Genomic DNA, 13,537 nt, shown 5'->3' with positions numbered 1-13,537 from the left:
GATGCTAGTTCCGCAGGCTCGCGCCCTGTTTCGCCGCCGCCGCAACGACCTTGTCCGCCACCGCCTTGAGCTCCTCGTCGGTAAAGCTCCTGGCGGTCGGCTGCAGCACGATCTCGACCGCGACCGACTTGTGGCCGTCCTCGACGCCCGCGCCGGTGAACACGTCGAACACGCGCGCCGAGACGATCGCCGCCTTGTCCGCACCCTTCACCGCGCGGACCAGCGAGTCGGCGGCGAGTGTGGTCGGAACGAGGAACGCGAAGTCACGGCGGACGGCCTGCAGTGCGGGCGGGGTGTAGGCGGGGCGCATGAAGCCCGACGCGCGCTTGGGCGGGATCGCGTCGAGATAGAGTTCGACGCCCGCGACCGCCCCGTCGAGGTCGAACGCCTTGAGCACCGAGGGATGCAGCATGCCGAAGCTGGCTAGGATCGTCTTGGGTCCCAGGCGCAGCGTACCCGACTGGCCCGGGTGCCAGGCATCGCCCGCCTCCCCCCCTTCGGCTGCGCTCAGGACAGGCATGACCTGCAGATTGTCGACCGGTGCGCCCGCCGCGGCGAGCAAAGCGAGCGCCTCCGCCTTGGCGTCGAACGCGTCGAAGCCGGCAGCCTTGCCCTCGCGCCAGCCCCGTGCGCGCCGGTCGCCGGCGAGGATCACGCCCAAGGTCGGGCGCTCGGCTTCGGCGCGGTAGCGGCGGCCGATCTCGAACAGGCGGACGGTCTGCGCGCCGCGCTTGAGATTGCGCGCGGTCGCCGCGAGCAGGCCGGGCAGCAGCGACGGGCGCATGACCTTGAGGTCCTCGCTGATCGGGTTGGCGAGCGTCCAGGCGCCGCCGCCGAACGGCGCGGCTTCCGCCTCGGACAGGAAGCTCCACGTCACCGCCTCGTCGAGGCCGCGGGTGGCGGCGGCGCGGCGGGCGCGGCGTTCGAGCTTTTGCTCGGACGTCGCGGTGGGGGTCGCGACGCCCGGCATGCGCGGCAACGGGGTCGAGGGGACGCTGTCGATCCCGACGATCCGGACGATCTCCTCGACCAGGTCGGCGGGGCCGTCGACATCGCGGCGCCAGCTGGGGATCGTCACCGGCCAGGCGCCCGCGATCGTCGCGAACAGCGCGTCGCTATAGGCGTCGGGCGTGGTGATCGCGCCGACCGAGAAGCCGAGCGAGAGCAGGATCCGCGCCTGCCGCTCGGGCGCGACGTGGAGCCCGCCCAGGTCCGCGCACAGCCGCGGGTCGTAGGTGACGAGGCGCGGCGCGACCGGCGGTTCGCCGGCGCGCGTGACGCCGCTCGCGCTGCCGCCGCAGATCTCGAGCACCAGCGCGGTCGCAATCGCGAGCCCGTCGTCGAGGAACGCCGGGTCGACGCCGCGTTCGAAGCGGCTGCGCGCGTCGGAGGTGAGCAGCAGCTTCTGACCCGTCCGCGCGATATGGTCGGGGTCGAACCAGGCGCATTCGACGAGCACGTCGGTCGTCTCGGGCGCGACGCCCGAATGCTCGCCGCCCATGATGCCGCCGATGTCGTGGACGCTGGTGTCGTCGGCGATGACGGTCATCGTCGCGTCGAGCGTGTAGGTCTTGCCGTTGAGCGCGACGACCTGTTCGCCCGCCTGCGCCTTGCGTGCGACGAGCCCGCCGGTGAGCTTGGCACGGTCGTAGACGTGCAGCGGGCGGCCGAGGTCGATCATCACGTAGTTGGTGATGTCGACGAGCGCGGAAATGGGCTTCTGGCCGATCGCAGTCAGGCGGCGGCGCATCCAGTCGGGGGAGTCGCCGTTGGTGACGCCCGAGACGGTCTGCGCGAAGAAGGCGGGGCAGCCTTCGGGGTCGTCGGTGCGCACGTCGGGGCCGGCGCCCTCGCCCGCCACCGGGGTGGCGACGAGCGGCTTGAGCGTGCCGAGCCCGAACGCGGCGAGATCGCGCGCGATGCCGCGGACGCCCATGCAGTCCTGGCGGTTGGGCGTGATCGCGACGTCGATCACGGGATCGGTCAGCCCGGCATAATCGGGATAGGGCGTGCCGACCGGCGCGTCGTCGGGCAGCTCGATGATACCGTCATGGTCGTCGCCGAGTTCCAGCTCGCGCGTCGAGCACATCATGCCGTTCGATTCGACGCCGCGGATGCTCGCGACCTTCAATGTCACGTCGAGGCCGGGGACATAGGCGCCGGGCGCGCCGAACACGCCGACCAGCCCGGCGCGCGCGTTGGGGGCGCCGCAGACGACCTGGAGCGGGCCGTTGCCTGCGTCGACCGACAGGACCTGGAGCTTGTCGGCCTGCGGATGCGGTTCGGCGCTGAGCACCTTGCCGATCCTGAACGCGGCGAGCTTTTCGCCGGGATTCTCGACGCCTTCGACTTCGAGGCCGATCCGGGTCAGCGCGTCGACGATCCGGTCGAGCGTCGCGTCGGTATCGAGGTGCTGCTTGAGCCAGCTGAGGGTGAACTTCATGCGCCGATGTCCGTATCGATGACTGCCGTCATCCCAGCGAAGGCTGGGATCTTGCTGGGGCTGGTGCCGTGGTCACCAACGGGGAGACCCCAGCCTTCGCTGGGGTGACGAAGATTGGTGAAGCTCATGCCCCCACCCCAGCGCTCAGCGTCGGGACGTCGAGGCTCGAAAAGCCGTAATGCTTGAGCCAGCGGATATCGCCGTCGAAGAAGGCACGCAGGTCGTCCATGCCGTATTTGAGCATCGCGAGGCGGTCGATCCCGCAGCCGAACGCGAAGCCCTGCCATTCCTCGGGGTCGAGCCCGCACGCTTCGATCACCTTCCGGTGGACCATGCCGCTGCCGAGGATTTCGAGCCAGCCATCGGGCTCGGCGCCGCCGATGACGCGCTTGCCCTTCACCAGCGTGTAGCCGACGTCGATCTCGACCGAGGGTTCGGTGAAGGGGAAATAGCTCGGGCGCATCCGCAGGACGATGTCGTCGCGCTCGAAGAACGCCTTCACGAACGTCTCGAGCGTCCATTTGAGATGGCCGAGCGTGATGCCCTTGTCGATCACGAGGCCCTCGACCTGGTGGAACATCGGCGTGTGCGTCGCGTCGGAATCCGAGCGATAGGTGCGGCCCGGCGCGATGATGCGGATCGGCGGCTTCTGGCTCAGCATCGTGCGGATCTGCACGGGCGACGTGTGCGTGCGGAGCAGCGAGAAGGTCGTCTTCTCGTCGGCGGTGCCCGCGGCCTTCGCGTCGATCCCCTGCTGCAGGTAGAAGGTGTCGTGCATCGCGCGCGCCGGATGCGTCTCGGGAATGTTGAGCGCGGAGAAGTTGTGCCAGTCGGTCTCGATCTCGGGCCCGGTCGCGACCGCGAAGCCCAGATCGGCGAAGATTTCCGCGAGTTCGTCCATCACCTGGCTGACCGGGTGGATCGTGCCGGCGGGCAGCGCCTCGGCAGGCAGCGTCATGTCGAGCGTCTCGCTCGCGAGGCGCGCGTCGAGCGCGGCGCGTTCGAGCGTCGCCTTGCGGTCGGCGATCGCGGTGGCGACGGCCTCGCGCAGGCCCTGGATCGCGGGGCCCTGCACCTGGCGTTCGTCGGGGCTCATCTTGCCGAGCGTCTTCAGGAGCGCGGTGATCGTGCCCTGCTTGCCGAGCGCCTCGACGCGGCACGCCTCGAGCGCATCGAGCCCGGGCGACGCGGCGATCGCGGTCAGCATGTGTTCGCGCATCTGGTCGAGGTCGTTGGTCACAGTGTCGCAATCCTAACTTCGTCATCCCCGCGGAGGCGGGGATCCATACTGGCTGCCGTAGCGCCTCTATACCTGGCCCTCGAGATGAAAGCCCTCGCCTAGCGGGCACCGCGACTTGGAACGGGGTCCAATCCCAGGCCGATCGCCAGATCGTCCCAATCCGGATTGTCGCGCTCGATAAGGGTCACCTTCCAGTCGCGGTTCCATGTCTTGAGCTGCTTCTCGCGCGTGATCGCAGCGTCCATCGTGTCGGCCATCTCATAGTGCACCAGCCGGACCACGCCGTAGCGGGACGTGAACCCCTTGATCAACCCTTCGCGATGCTGGTGCAGCCTTCCGAGCAGGTTCGACGTCACGCCGATATAGAGGGTGCCGTGCTTGGCGCTGGCGAGGATGTAGACGCAGGGTTGCCGCTCCATCACCTTTCCCGTCATTCCCGCGAAGGCGGAGATCCATCGTGGCGAACGATGCGGTCTATTACAACGGGTTGCCAGTATGGATTCCCGCCTGCGCGGGAATGACGGAGGTAGGGCGGCGGGGGGGCGGGAATGACGGAGGAAGGGGAGCCGACCGCATCGGTCCCGACACGAAAAAGGGCGCCGGTGTTGCCACCGACGCCCCGTATCCGGTCGCTACAGACGCGCTTACGCGGTCTGGGGCAGAGCCGCCTTCGCCTGGGCGACGATCGCGCTGAAGGCTGCGCCCTCGTGCATCGCGATGTCGGCAAGGACCTTCCGGTCGAGCTCGATGCCGGCGAGCTTAACGCCGTGCATGAACTGCGAATAGGTCAGGCCCTCAGCGCGGACGCCGGCGTTAATGCGCTGGATCCACAGGCCGCGGAACGTGCGCTTCTTAACCTTGCGGTCGCGGTAAGCGTACTGGCCGGCCTTCTCGACGGCCTGGCGGGCGATGCGGATGGTGTTCTTGCGACGGCCATAATAGCCCTTCGCCTGAACCAAGATACGCTTGTGCTTGGCGCGGGTGGTTACACCCCGTTTTACGCGTGCCATTCTCTAATTCCTCTCAGCTCAGCTCAGGCCGTAAGGCGCCCAGGCCTTAACCGCTGCGGTGCTCGCCTTCGACAGCAGCTTGGTGCCGCGGTTCTGACGGATGTACTTGCCGTTGTGGTGGGCAAGACGGTGGCGCTTGCCGGCAACGCCGTGCTTGAGCAGGCCGGTGGCAGTGAGCTTGAAGCGTTTCTTGACGCCGCTCTTGGTCTTCAGCTTGGGCATTTTCATCCTTTCGGTTGACGAGAGAGACGCTGAAACCGCCGCGGCAGCCCACACTGGCCGGGCGATTCGTAAGGCGCGAACCTCTCGAGGAAGCGGCGCGCATAGCCGCATGCACCGCCGGACGCAACCATGGTGGAACCCTGAGGGCATGGTGGAACCCTGAGGGCGCCCATGCGATACCCCTAGCATGGACGCGACCGCACCGACCGAACCCCCTGCGGCGCCCCCCGCCTCCGTTCCACCCCCGGTCGATCCGCGCCGCACCCGGCGGCGGCGGATCGTCCGCAACACGATCCTCGGCATCATCGGCGCGATCTTCGCGGTGTGGCTGGTGCTCTACATCACCAAGGGGCGGTTCCTCAAACACACGTTCGAGCGCGTCGTCGGCGCGCAGACGCACCGCAAGGTGACCGTCGGCGGCGATTTCCAGCTCTATTTCGCGCCGTTCAGAATCAAGTTCTACGCCGAGAATTTCATGATCTCGAACCCCGACTGGGCGACGCGGCCGACCCTGTTCCAGGCCAAGCGCCTCGACACCCGGATCGCGCCGCTGTCGCTGCTGTTCGGCAAGCGTCGGCTCTACTGGCTCGACCTGGTCGACGGCGCGGTCGACCTGGAATGGAACGCCGCGCACAGCGCCAACACCTGGACGTTCGACACCGGCAAGAAGGGCGGCAAGCCGCTCGAATTCCCGCGGATCGACGTGGCGACGGTGACGGGCACGAGCGTGCGCTATCTCGATCCGCGGATGCGCGTGCTCGCGGACCTGAAGGTCGACGACATCCGATCGGTCGACGCGCAGATCGGCCGCGCGGTCGGGGTGAAGGGCAAGGGCCGGCTGCGCGACACGCCGTTTACCGTGACCGCGCAGCTCCTCTCGCCCGACGCCACCGCCAATCGCGGGCAGAACAAGCTGGTCGCGCGGATGCGCGCGGCGGGCAACGTGATCGACGTCGCCGGCACGCTGCCGAGCATCGCCGATATCGAGAACGTCCCGCTCGCGGTGACCGCGCGCGGCGCCAACCTGTCGACGCTGCTCGGCGTGATCGACGTCGCGATCCCGAACACGCGCACCTATCGACTGCGCGGGCAACTGGTGAAGCATGGCGAAGAATATCGCTTCACGCGCCTGACCGGCGGGGCGGGCAATACCGACCTCGCCGGCAGCCTGACGATCACCAACGGCGCGCGGATCCATCTCGAGTCCGTGCTGGCGACCAGGAGCCTCGACATCGTCGATGCGGCACCGTTCATCGGCTACAACCCCGACATCGTCGAATCGAAGGGCGCGGTCGCCGCTGCGGCTGCGACCGGTGCAGGGCCGCAGCGGCTGCTGCCCGACGCGAACCTGCCGATCGAGACTATGCGGCTGTTCGACGCGGACCTGAAATGGACGATCGGTGTCGTCAAATCGAAGAACATCCCGATCTCCAACGTCGACCTGACGCTCGACCTCGAGCGCGGGCGCCTGGCGCTGTCGCCGCTGACGTTCGCGATGGCGCGCGGCAACGTCTCGTCGGACGTGGTGTTCGACACGCGTGCACGACCGAGCGCGGTGTCGTACGACATACGCCTGGCGCCGACCCCGATGGGGCGGCTGCTCAAGGGCTATGGGCTGGTCGAGGCGGGCACGACCGGCACGATCAAGGGCCGGATCGAGCTGAAGGGCCGCGGCGATTCGATCCATGATTCGCTCGCGACGTCGCAGGGCCGGATCGCGTTCGTGATGCCGTCGGGCGCGCTGACGGTGCGCAACGTGCAGCTCGCCGAGCTCGACATCGGCACGTTCGCGCAGCGGATGTTCCAGGGCAAGCTCGACGAGCCGGTGCAGGTCAATTGCGGGCTGATCGGCTTCACCGTGCGCGGCGGCGTCGCGGCGGCGGATCCGATCCTGATCGACACCCGGAAGAGCGTGATCATTGCGCGCGGCGGGTTCAGCTTCCGCAACGAGGCGATCGACCTCGCCTTCCGCGCCGATTCGAAGAAGTTCAGCCTGTTCGCGGGCCAGTCGCCGGTCGGCATCGACGGCGTGTTCGCGGCGCCCGGTCTTCGCGTGGTAAGCCCGGACCTGCTCGCGCGCGCGGGCACCGGCCTCGGCCTCGCGCTGGTCGCGACGCCGCTCGCCGGCGTGCTGGCGTTCGTCGACGTCGGCGATGCCAAGGCGACCGCGTGCGGCCCGGTGCTGGCCGGCGCGACCGCGACCGCGCAGCGGACCACCAAGGGCCAGCCGCGCGACGATGTCGGGCGCGGCACGCCCGCCAAGGCGGAGAACGGCAAGGCGTCGGACGCGGAGAAGAAGGGGCAGAAGAAGAAGTTCCTGGGAATCTTCTAAGGCATGGTCCTTGCCCCTTACTCCCGTCATCCTGACGAAAGTCAGGATTCAGGGTTATGGGCGGACGCGTTTGGGGCTCTGGATCCTGACTTTCATCAGGATGACGGAGGGGTGTGAGAGGCAACGGCGGTGCCGTGTCCTCCCCCTCCGTCAGCCTGCGGCTGCCACCTCCCCCTGGCGGGGGAGGATCGTGATGGCTCGCCCACCCCCGCCCCCTGTCATCCCAGCGAAGGCTGGGATCTTTGTGGGGCCAGGTGCGCGCTCTGCGTCGTAAGACCCCAGCCTTCGCTGGGGTGACGGGTGGGGGACGTGACCGATCGGCAATGACGCCTGGAGCTAGTGGTCGTGGCCGTCGTGACCCTCATGGTCGTGCCCTTCGTGCCCGAGCACGCCGTGCATTGCTTCCAGCACCTCGTCCATCCGTGCGGGATCGCCGATCGCGAGGACATGGCCTTCGCTGGCCGCGGTGAGCGGTTCGCCGTTCCAGTCGCACATCCGCCCCCCGGCGCCCTCGACGATCGGGACCAGCGCGGCGAAGTCGTAGAGCTGCAGCCCGGATTCGCACACGATGTCGAGATGCCCGCTCGCGAGCAGGCCGTAATTATAGCAGTCGCCGCCATAGACCGGCCCCTGCCGCGGCTTGCCGCCCGAGACCGCGGCGACGAGCGCGAGGAAGGGCTGGACGTCGCCCTCGTCGAACAGATGCGGGCTGGTCGTCGCGACGATCGCGCCCTCGAGCGCGGCGCAGGCCCGCGTGCGGACGGGGACGCCGTTGAACGTCGTCGGACGGCCAGCGACCCCGACCCAGCGTTCGCGCTGGATCGGCTGGTCGATGATCCCGAGCACCGGCCAGCCATCCTCGACGAGCGCGATCAGCGTGCCGAAGATCGCGCGGCCGACGGTGAAGCTGCGCGTGCCGTCGATCGGGTCGAGCACCCATTTGCGGTTGGTGACCCCTAGCTTCTCGCCATGTTCCTCGCCGATCACGCCGTCCCCCGAGCGTTCGGCGTCGAGCAGGCGGCGCATCGCGGTTTCCGCCTCGCGGTCGGCGAGCGTCACCGGCGAGCGGTCGTCCTTGATCTCCAGCCCGAACTCGCGGCGGAAATAGGGGCGGATGACCGCGCCCGCGGCGTCGGCGAGGCGGTGGGCGAGATCGATATCGGCTTGCGTGACAGGCATCGACATTGCCTATCGCAGACGCACGCGCTGCGCTAGGATCGGCGCAAACCTGGATGAGGAAATGCCGATGCGCCGCCTGCTGCCGACCGCCGCCACCCTGACTGCGACTGCCCTGACCGCTGCCGCCCTGACGCTGGCGGCGCCCGCCGGTGCGACGCTGGCGACCGGCGCGAAGGCCCCCGACTTCACCACGCGCGGCGCGATCGCGGGGAAGGTGTTCACGGTGCATCTGGCGCAGCAGCTGAAGAAGGGCCCGGTCGTGCTCTACTTCTTCCCCGCGGCCTATACCGGCGGCTGCAACGCCGAGGCGCACGCCTTTGCCGAGGCGATCCCCGCCTTCACCAAGGCCGGCGCGACGGTGATCGGGATGTCGGCGGACACCGTCGACACGCTCGCCAAATTCTCGGCCGAGAAGTGCGCGGGCAAGTTCGCGGTCGCGAGCGCCGGCCCCGCCGTCGTCAGCGGTTACGACGTCGCGCTGCCGCAGCAGGTCAAGGGTCGCAGCGTCACCAGCCGCACCAGCTATGTCATCGCCAAGAACGGCACCGTCGGCTTCGTCCATTCGGACATGAACCCGGCCGACCATGTCTCGCTGACGCTCGCGGCGGTCCAGAAGATGGCCGCCAAATAAGCATGATCGATACCGCTTTGGTGACCTAATCCTAACGGTTTCGGGGTTATGCCCGACTCGGGGACGGAGGGTATGATGCAGGATGCGCACGCGGCGCCGGTACGGACTGAAAGGCTGTTCGCTCGGATCGGTGCGTTCCTCGACACGCATCACCTGAGCCCGGATCCGGCACATTATTGCTTCGCGTTCGCCGTGATCTCCGCGCCGGACAGCCTGCTCGCGCGGCGGGTCGCCGAGCTGACGCAAGGCGGCGTCCGGCTGAAGCGGTCCGACATCGAGATGCTCGGCGGACGCGTGGTCGGCGGCGCGCCGATCGAGCCGCAGCGCACCGACGCGGTCCCGATCGACGAGCGGGCCGCGGACCTGGTCGAGGAAACGCAGCAGCAGGTCGACGGATTCGCGCAGATGGTGCGCGACATGCAGGCCGAGACCGAAGGATTCGGGCGCGACCTGGAACAGAGCGCGGCGGCGATCTTCCGCGTGCCGCAGATCGCCGAGATCGATGCGATCGCGTCGATCACGACGACGATGATCGGACGGATCCGCGACAGCGAGGTCCGCCTCGCGCAGGCGACCGCGGAGACCGACGCGTTGCGCGCCAAGCTGGCCGAGGCGCGCGACACGGCGCGTCGCGACACGCTGACCGGGCTGCCCAACCGCCGCGCATTCGACGAGGCGTTCGCCGAGCGCGACGTCGATGCCGGCCCCTATTGCCTGGCGGTGTGCGACATCGACCGGTTCAAGCGGATCAACGACGAGTTCGGCCACGGCGTCGGCGATCGCGTGCTGAGCGCGATCGGCCAGGCGATCGCCGCGGAATGCGCGCCGCACCTGGTCGTGCGGCATGGCGGCGAGGAATTCGCGGTCCTGCTGCGGGGCCTGAGCCTGGTCGAGGCGGCCGAGTTGCTCGACGGGGTGCGCGCGACGGTGGCGGCGAAACGCTTCCGCAACCGCGAGAGCGACGCGCCACTGGGACAGATCACGTTTTCGGCCGGCATCACCGCGATCCATGCGAACGAGACCGCGGAATCGGCCTGTGCGCGCGCCGATCGGCTGCTCTATGCGGCCAAGGACCAGGGGCGCGACCGGGTCTCGGCGGCGTGATCCGCGACTGACGCCCGATAATGGCGTGGATTGCCGGGGAACATGGCGTGCGGCGCCACCTGATCGGCGCCTGAAAAACAATTCCGAACGAAATCAACGCGGTGCGGAACTGGCACGACGCATGCAAATGTCTCGGTATCGGCGGCCGGATGGTCCGGACGCCGCCAACCGAAGGATCTCACCATGTCGCTCCGTATCGCAGCCGCCCAGCGCATCGCCCTCTCGTTCGTCGGCGCGCTCGTCTTCGCCGGCATTGCCGTCAGCGCCGCCGTTCCCGTCGTCCCGATCGCCTGACCGCGGTTTCAAGGAGCCTTCCCATGCGCAGCCTGCTCATCGGCCTCGCGGCCTTCTCGACCACCATCCTGCTCATCGTCACCCATACCGGCGCCGCCCTCGTCTGATCGGGCCGCCTGAACAGCGTGCCTGATCGGGGCGCCCGATCAGAGGGACGCCGTCGCGCCGACCGGTCCGACAGACGCGGGATCTTCGCGCGAATAGGTCCCGATCAACAGCCCCGCCGCCAGCACATGGCCGGCAATGGCATCGACAACCGCCGCACGACCGGGCGTATCGCCCGGATCGCCGGCTCCCGGCCCCACCGCGAACAGCTGGAACGCGTAATCATGGACGCCGTGGCCGCTCGGCGGATCGGGCGGCAGCCAGCCTTCGCGCAGATAGGAGTTGCGGCCGACATCGCCATCCGCGTCCCCTGCCCCGTCCGCGACGATCGCGCCCTCCGCGAGGCGCCCGACATCGGCGGCAATATCCCAGACGATCGCGTGGACCAGAGGCTGCGGCGCTGGCGCGTCCGGATCCTCAACAATCAGGACCAGGGTCGCGGTCCCCTCGGGCGGCATGCCCCAGGTCAGCGGCGGCGACACCCCGGTGCCGTCCGCGGTGAAGCGTTCGGGCAGGCGCGCACCGTGCGCGAACGCCGGGCTGGTCAGGTCGAGCGTCTCGAACCGGTTGCCGAGCTGCATGATCGTCAGCTTGTCGGCGCCGGCGCGAAGGCCGCTCATCGCCTTGCCGAGCCAGGCGGGGATGTGTTCGAGCATGGTCAGCCCTCCGTGGGACAGGCGCCGGCGCGCAGGATGGGGGCACCGCCGGCATACCAGCGGCTGCGATCGCCGGTCGCCTCGGTGTCGTGGTAACAGACTTCGGTCTTGCCGCCGGGCTCGACCAGCACGGTCCAGTTGTGGTCGCCGCAATTATGCGCCTCGCAGCCCCAGGCCGCGACCTGCGTGCCGCGCTTGAAGATCGGCGTCTCCGGCCCCGAGCGATCGCGGACGCGGCGGCGGAGCGTTTCGTCGCCGACCGCGGCGATCAGGCCGTTGGCGACGTCGGTGCGGTCGAAGAAGCCGACGCCACCGACCGCGTCGTGCGGGTATTTGCCGATATAGGCGGTGATCGGGGTGGTCTGCGCCTGCCCGGCTATGGGTTTGGGCAATTGCGTCGCGGGAGGCGTGAAGTTGCTCGCGGCGACTCCACCATCGGGCGCGGTGTCGGCGGTCTTCTCGCCGCTGCAGGCTGCCAGCAGCAGCGCGGTCCCCAACAGTATCAGGCGCATCGCACAGTCCCCTCGTTCCGGTGTCAACGTCCTAGCACGGCGACGGTTGCGCGCATGCCCCCCGGTGGCCATCTGCCGGCGATGGATCACGACCTCGACCGCTTCGTCGCCGCGCAGGACGGCGTGTACCCCCAGGCGCTCGCCGAGCTGCGGCGCGGGACCAAGACCAGCCACTGGATGTGGTTCGTCTTTCCGCAGATCGCCGGCCTGGGGCGCAGCGCGATGGCGCAGGCCTATGCGATCGGATCGGCGGACGAGGCGCGTGCCTATCTCGCGCACCCCGTATTGGGGCCGCGGCTGGTCGAGGCGACGCTGGCGGTGACCGCGGCGCGAGGGTCGGCCGAGGCGATCCTGGGCGGGATCGACGCGATCAAGCTGCGGTCGTCGATGACGCTGTTCGCCGCGGTCGCGGACGATCCGGTGCCGTTCCGCGCCGCGCTCGACCGGTTCTTCGGGGGCGTCGAGGATCCCGCGACGTGCGCGCTGCTGAGATAATAGGCGTGCGCGGGCGCCAAGCCGTGTAGCGTCGTGCCGGGCCTTCCGCCCGCCCGAGGAACGATCATGGCCAAGAGCCAGAAGAAGACCAACAAGGAAGTCCGCAAGCCCAAGGCCGAAAAGGCCCCCAAGGCGAACGCGTCGAACCCGACCACCAAGGGCAAGGCGGTGGAGATGACGACCATCAAATGAGCGGGATTGCATGAGCGACGACATGGATGCGCGGTGGGCGCAGGCGTTGGCAGAGGCGCGCGCCGCGCCCGCGATGCAGACGCTCGAAGCCGCGCTGGCGGTGGACGAAGCGGCGGGGGCACGGATCTTTCCGCCTGCCGCCGACCGGTTCCGTGCGTTCGCGCTGACGCCGCTCGACCAGGTCCGCGTCGTGATCCTGGGGCAGGACCCCTATCATGGCGAGGGCCAGGCGCACGGCCTGTCCTTCTCGGTACGGCCGGGCGTCGCGGTGCCGCGCAGCCTGGCCAACATCTATGCCGAGATGGAGACCGACCTGGGCGTGCCGCGCGCGCGCCACGGCGATCTCGAGCATTGGGCACGGCAGGGCGTGCTGCTGCTCAACGCGGTGCTGTCGGTGCCGAAGGGCCAGGCGAACGGGCATCGCGGGCGCGGCTGGGAGGCGTTCACCGATGCCGCGATCCGCGCGGTCGACGCGCAGCCGCAACCGGTGGTGTTCATCCTGTGGGGGGCCTACGCCCAGGCCAAGGCCGCGCTGGTGCATCCGCCGCACCTGGTGATCGCCTCCCCCCACCCCTCCCCGCTGTCGGCGCGCAAGGGGTTCTTAGGGTCGCGGCCGTTCAGCCGGGCCAACGCCTTCCTGGTCGAACATGGCCGCACACCGATCGACTGGGCGCTGCCCGACCTCACCGAAAGCGAGACGATATGACCGACGACTATGTCTATGACGAAGCGACCGGCGAATGGGGTCCGGCCGGTGCCGCCGCCCCGGCGGGCGACGAGGCCGCGGTGGTGCGCGATTCGGTCGGCAACGTGCTGGCGGACGGCGACCAGGTGACGCTGATCAAGGACCTGACCGTGAAGGGCGCGGGGCAGACGCTCAAGCGCGGCACGCTGATCAAGTCGATCCGGCTGACCGGCGACGCGCAGGAGATCGACTGCCGCTATGAGGGGATCAAGGGGCTGGTGCTGCGCGCGGAATTCGTGCGCAAGCGGTAGCGCCCCGCCTCTCGGTGCCGCACCTCCCCGGCGAAGGCAGGGAGGTGCTGGTCGAGGCCATGTCGGTTTTCGAAATCGACGGATCGCGACACCGTCATATTCCCGCTGACAGCGCCCGAAACTCGG

16 protein-coding genes are annotated in these 13,537 nt (G+C 69.0%); 7 read left to right on the top strand and 9 right to left on the bottom strand.

The annotated features are described in order from the left end of the window. Positions 1–4 precede the first annotated feature (4 nt). From pheT to rpmI, 6 genes are all read right to left on the bottom strand, one after another. Positions 5–2,443, bottom strand: a complete 2,439-nt coding sequence (gene pheT / locus FSB78_RS17540; RefSeq protein ID WP_147083823.1) for a phenylalanine--tRNA ligase subunit beta — start codon at positions 2,441–2,443, stop codon at positions 5–7. Beyond that, the gene (locus FSB78_RS19690; protein ID WP_277872727.1) at positions 2,440–2,571 is read right to left on the bottom strand and encodes a hypothetical protein; all 132 of its coding nucleotides are present in this window, start codon (positions 2,569–2,571) and stop codon (positions 2,440–2,442) included. Before FSB78_RS19690 ends, pheT begins: the two co-directional genes overlap by 4 nt. Then, the gene (gene pheS, locus FSB78_RS17535; RefSeq protein WP_199743303.1) at positions 2,568–3,662 is read right to left on the bottom strand and encodes a phenylalanine--tRNA ligase subunit alpha; all 1,095 of its coding nucleotides are present in this window, start codon (positions 3,660–3,662) and stop codon (positions 2,568–2,570) included. The genes FSB78_RS19690 and pheS overlap by 4 nt, the downstream gene beginning before the upstream one ends. A gap of 119 nt (positions 3,663–3,781) precedes the next feature. After that, the gene (locus tag FSB78_RS17530; RefSeq protein ID WP_147083821.1) at positions 3,782–4,102 is read right to left on the bottom strand and encodes a GIY-YIG nuclease family protein; all 321 of its coding nucleotides are present in this window, start codon (positions 4,100–4,102) and stop codon (positions 3,782–3,784) included. Positions 4,103–4,327: 225 nt separating this feature from the next. Then, positions 4,328–4,693: a 50S ribosomal protein L20 gene (rplT, locus tag FSB78_RS17525; RefSeq protein WP_147083820.1), complete on the bottom strand. Its 366-nt coding sequence runs from the start codon at positions 4,691–4,693 to the stop codon at positions 4,328–4,330. An 18-nt stretch (positions 4,694–4,711) separates the two neighbouring features. After that, positions 4,712–4,915 (bottom strand): 50S ribosomal protein L35, encoded by a 204-nt coding sequence (rpmI, locus tag FSB78_RS17520; RefSeq protein ID WP_147083819.1) that lies wholly within the window; start codon positions 4,913–4,915, stop codon positions 4,712–4,714. 187 nt (positions 4,916–5,102) lie between these two features. Here rpmI and FSB78_RS17515 point away from each other — a divergent pair, with 187 nt between their 5' ends. Further along, positions 5,103–7,247, top strand: a complete 2,145-nt coding sequence (locus FSB78_RS17515) for an AsmA family protein (RefSeq protein ID WP_147083818.1) — start codon at positions 5,103–5,105, stop codon at positions 7,245–7,247. 336 nt (positions 7,248–7,583) lie between these two features. Here the strand turns inward: FSB78_RS17515 and FSB78_RS17510 are convergent, their stop codons facing one another. Continuing rightward, a complete protein-coding gene (locus FSB78_RS17510) occupies positions 7,584–8,426 on the bottom strand; it encodes an inositol monophosphatase family protein (RefSeq protein ID WP_147083817.1) in 843 nt (280 codons plus the stop codon). Between the two features lie 67 nt (positions 8,427–8,493). On the opposite strand from FSB78_RS17510, the gene FSB78_RS17505 reads away from it, so the two are divergent. Then, entirely contained in the window at positions 8,494–9,057 is a 564-nt protein-coding gene (locus FSB78_RS17505) for a peroxiredoxin (RefSeq protein WP_147083816.1), read from the top strand. A 75-nt stretch (positions 9,058–9,132) separates the two neighbouring features. Further along, on the top strand, positions 9,133–10,161 hold the full coding sequence (locus FSB78_RS17500; protein ID WP_147083815.1) for a GGDEF domain-containing protein: 1,029 nt from the start codon (positions 9,133–9,135) through the stop codon (positions 10,159–10,161). Between the two features lie 440 nt (positions 10,162–10,601). On the opposite strand, the gene FSB78_RS17495 is transcribed toward FSB78_RS17500, so the two are convergent. After that, complete coding sequence (locus tag FSB78_RS17495) at positions 10,602–11,216, bottom strand: YbhB/YbcL family Raf kinase inhibitor-like protein (RefSeq protein WP_147083814.1); 615 nt, start codon at positions 11,214–11,216, stop codon at positions 10,602–10,604. Between the two features lie 2 nt (positions 11,217–11,218). Further along, entirely contained in the window at positions 11,219–11,728 is a 510-nt protein-coding gene (locus FSB78_RS17490) for a hypothetical protein (protein ID WP_147083813.1), read from the bottom strand. Between the two features lie 81 nt (positions 11,729–11,809). Here FSB78_RS17490 and FSB78_RS17485 point away from each other — a divergent pair, with 81 nt between their 5' ends. The 4 genes from FSB78_RS17485 to FSB78_RS17475 all read left to right on the top strand — a co-directional run bounded on the left by FSB78_RS17485 (position 11,810) and on the right by FSB78_RS17475 (position 13,411). Continuing rightward, positions 11,810–12,223, top strand: a complete 414-nt coding sequence (locus FSB78_RS17485; RefSeq protein WP_147083812.1) for a DUF1810 domain-containing protein — start codon at positions 11,810–11,812, stop codon at positions 12,221–12,223. A gap of 66 nt (positions 12,224–12,289) precedes the next feature. Continuing rightward, a complete protein-coding gene (locus FSB78_RS19685) occupies positions 12,290–12,415 on the top strand; it encodes a hypothetical protein (RefSeq protein ID WP_277872726.1) in 126 nt (41 codons plus the stop codon). Positions 12,416–12,425: 10 nt separating this feature from the next. Then, positions 12,426–13,121, top strand: coding sequence for a uracil-DNA glycosylase (gene ung / locus FSB78_RS17480; RefSeq protein WP_147083811.1), 696 nt, complete (start codon positions 12,426–12,428; stop codon positions 13,119–13,121). Further along, positions 13,118–13,411: an alkylphosphonate utilization protein gene (locus FSB78_RS17475; protein WP_147083810.1), complete on the top strand. Its 294-nt coding sequence runs from the start codon at positions 13,118–13,120 to the stop codon at positions 13,409–13,411. Before ung ends, FSB78_RS17475 begins: the two co-directional genes overlap by 4 nt. Positions 13,412–13,537: the final 126 nt, after the last annotated feature.

It is taken from the genome of Sphingomonas ginsenosidivorax (assembly GCF_007995065.1).
In the GTDB taxonomy this organism is placed as follows: Bacteria; Pseudomonadota; Alphaproteobacteria; order Sphingomonadales; family Sphingomonadaceae; genus Sphingomonas; species Sphingomonas ginsenosidivorax.
Note: the sequence above shows the minus strand (reverse complement) of the source record. Positions and strands in the feature narration are given on the sequence as shown.

What these genes read in the sequence shown, in the direction of transcription:
- pheT (WP_147083823.1), bottom strand. Translation starts at nt 2,443, where the DNA reads ATGAAGTTCACCCTCAGCTGGCTCAAGCAGCACCTCGATACCGACGCG.
- FSB78_RS19690 (WP_277872727.1), bottom strand. Translation starts at nt 2,571, where the DNA reads ATGAGCTTCACCAATCTTCGTCACCCCAGCGAAGGCTGGGGTCTCCCC.
- pheS (WP_199743303.1), bottom strand. Translation starts at nt 3,662, where the DNA reads ATGCGCGAACACATGCTGACCGCGATCGCCGCGTCGCCCGGGCTCGAT.
- FSB78_RS17530 (WP_147083821.1), bottom strand. Translation starts at nt 4,102, where the DNA reads ATGGAGCGGCAACCCTGCGTCTACATCCTCGCCAGCGCCAAGCACGGC.
- rplT (WP_147083820.1), bottom strand. Translation starts at nt 4,693, where the DNA reads ATGGCACGCGTAAAACGGGGTGTAACCACCCGCGCCAAGCACAAGCGT.
- rpmI (WP_147083819.1), bottom strand. Translation starts at nt 4,915, where the DNA reads ATGCCCAAGCTGAAGACCAAGAGCGGCGTCAAGAAACGCTTCAAGCTC.
- FSB78_RS17515 (WP_147083818.1), top strand. Translation starts at nt 5,103, where the DNA reads ATGGACGCGACCGCACCGACCGAACCCCCTGCGGCGCCCCCCGCCTCC.
- FSB78_RS17510 (WP_147083817.1), bottom strand. Translation starts at nt 8,426, where the DNA reads ATGCCTGTCACGCAAGCCGATATCGATCTCGCCCACCGCCTCGCCGAC.
- FSB78_RS17505 (WP_147083816.1), top strand. Translation starts at nt 8,494, where the DNA reads ATGCGCCGCCTGCTGCCGACCGCCGCCACCCTGACTGCGACTGCCCTG.
- FSB78_RS17500 (WP_147083815.1), top strand. Translation starts at nt 9,133, where the DNA reads ATGCAGGATGCGCACGCGGCGCCGGTACGGACTGAAAGGCTGTTCGCT.
- FSB78_RS17495 (WP_147083814.1), bottom strand. Translation starts at nt 11,216, where the DNA reads ATGCTCGAACACATCCCCGCCTGGCTCGGCAAGGCGATGAGCGGCCTT.
- FSB78_RS17490 (WP_147083813.1), bottom strand. Translation starts at nt 11,728, where the DNA reads ATGCGCCTGATACTGTTGGGGACCGCGCTGCTGCTGGCAGCCTGCAGC.
- FSB78_RS17485 (WP_147083812.1), top strand. Translation starts at nt 11,810, where the DNA reads ATGGATCACGACCTCGACCGCTTCGTCGCCGCGCAGGACGGCGTGTAC.
- FSB78_RS19685 (WP_277872726.1), top strand. Translation starts at nt 12,290, where the DNA reads ATGGCCAAGAGCCAGAAGAAGACCAACAAGGAAGTCCGCAAGCCCAAG.
- ung (WP_147083811.1), top strand. Translation starts at nt 12,426, where the DNA reads ATGAGCGACGACATGGATGCGCGGTGGGCGCAGGCGTTGGCAGAGGCG.
- FSB78_RS17475 (WP_147083810.1), top strand. Translation starts at nt 13,118, where the DNA reads ATGACCGACGACTATGTCTATGACGAAGCGACCGGCGAATGGGGTCCG.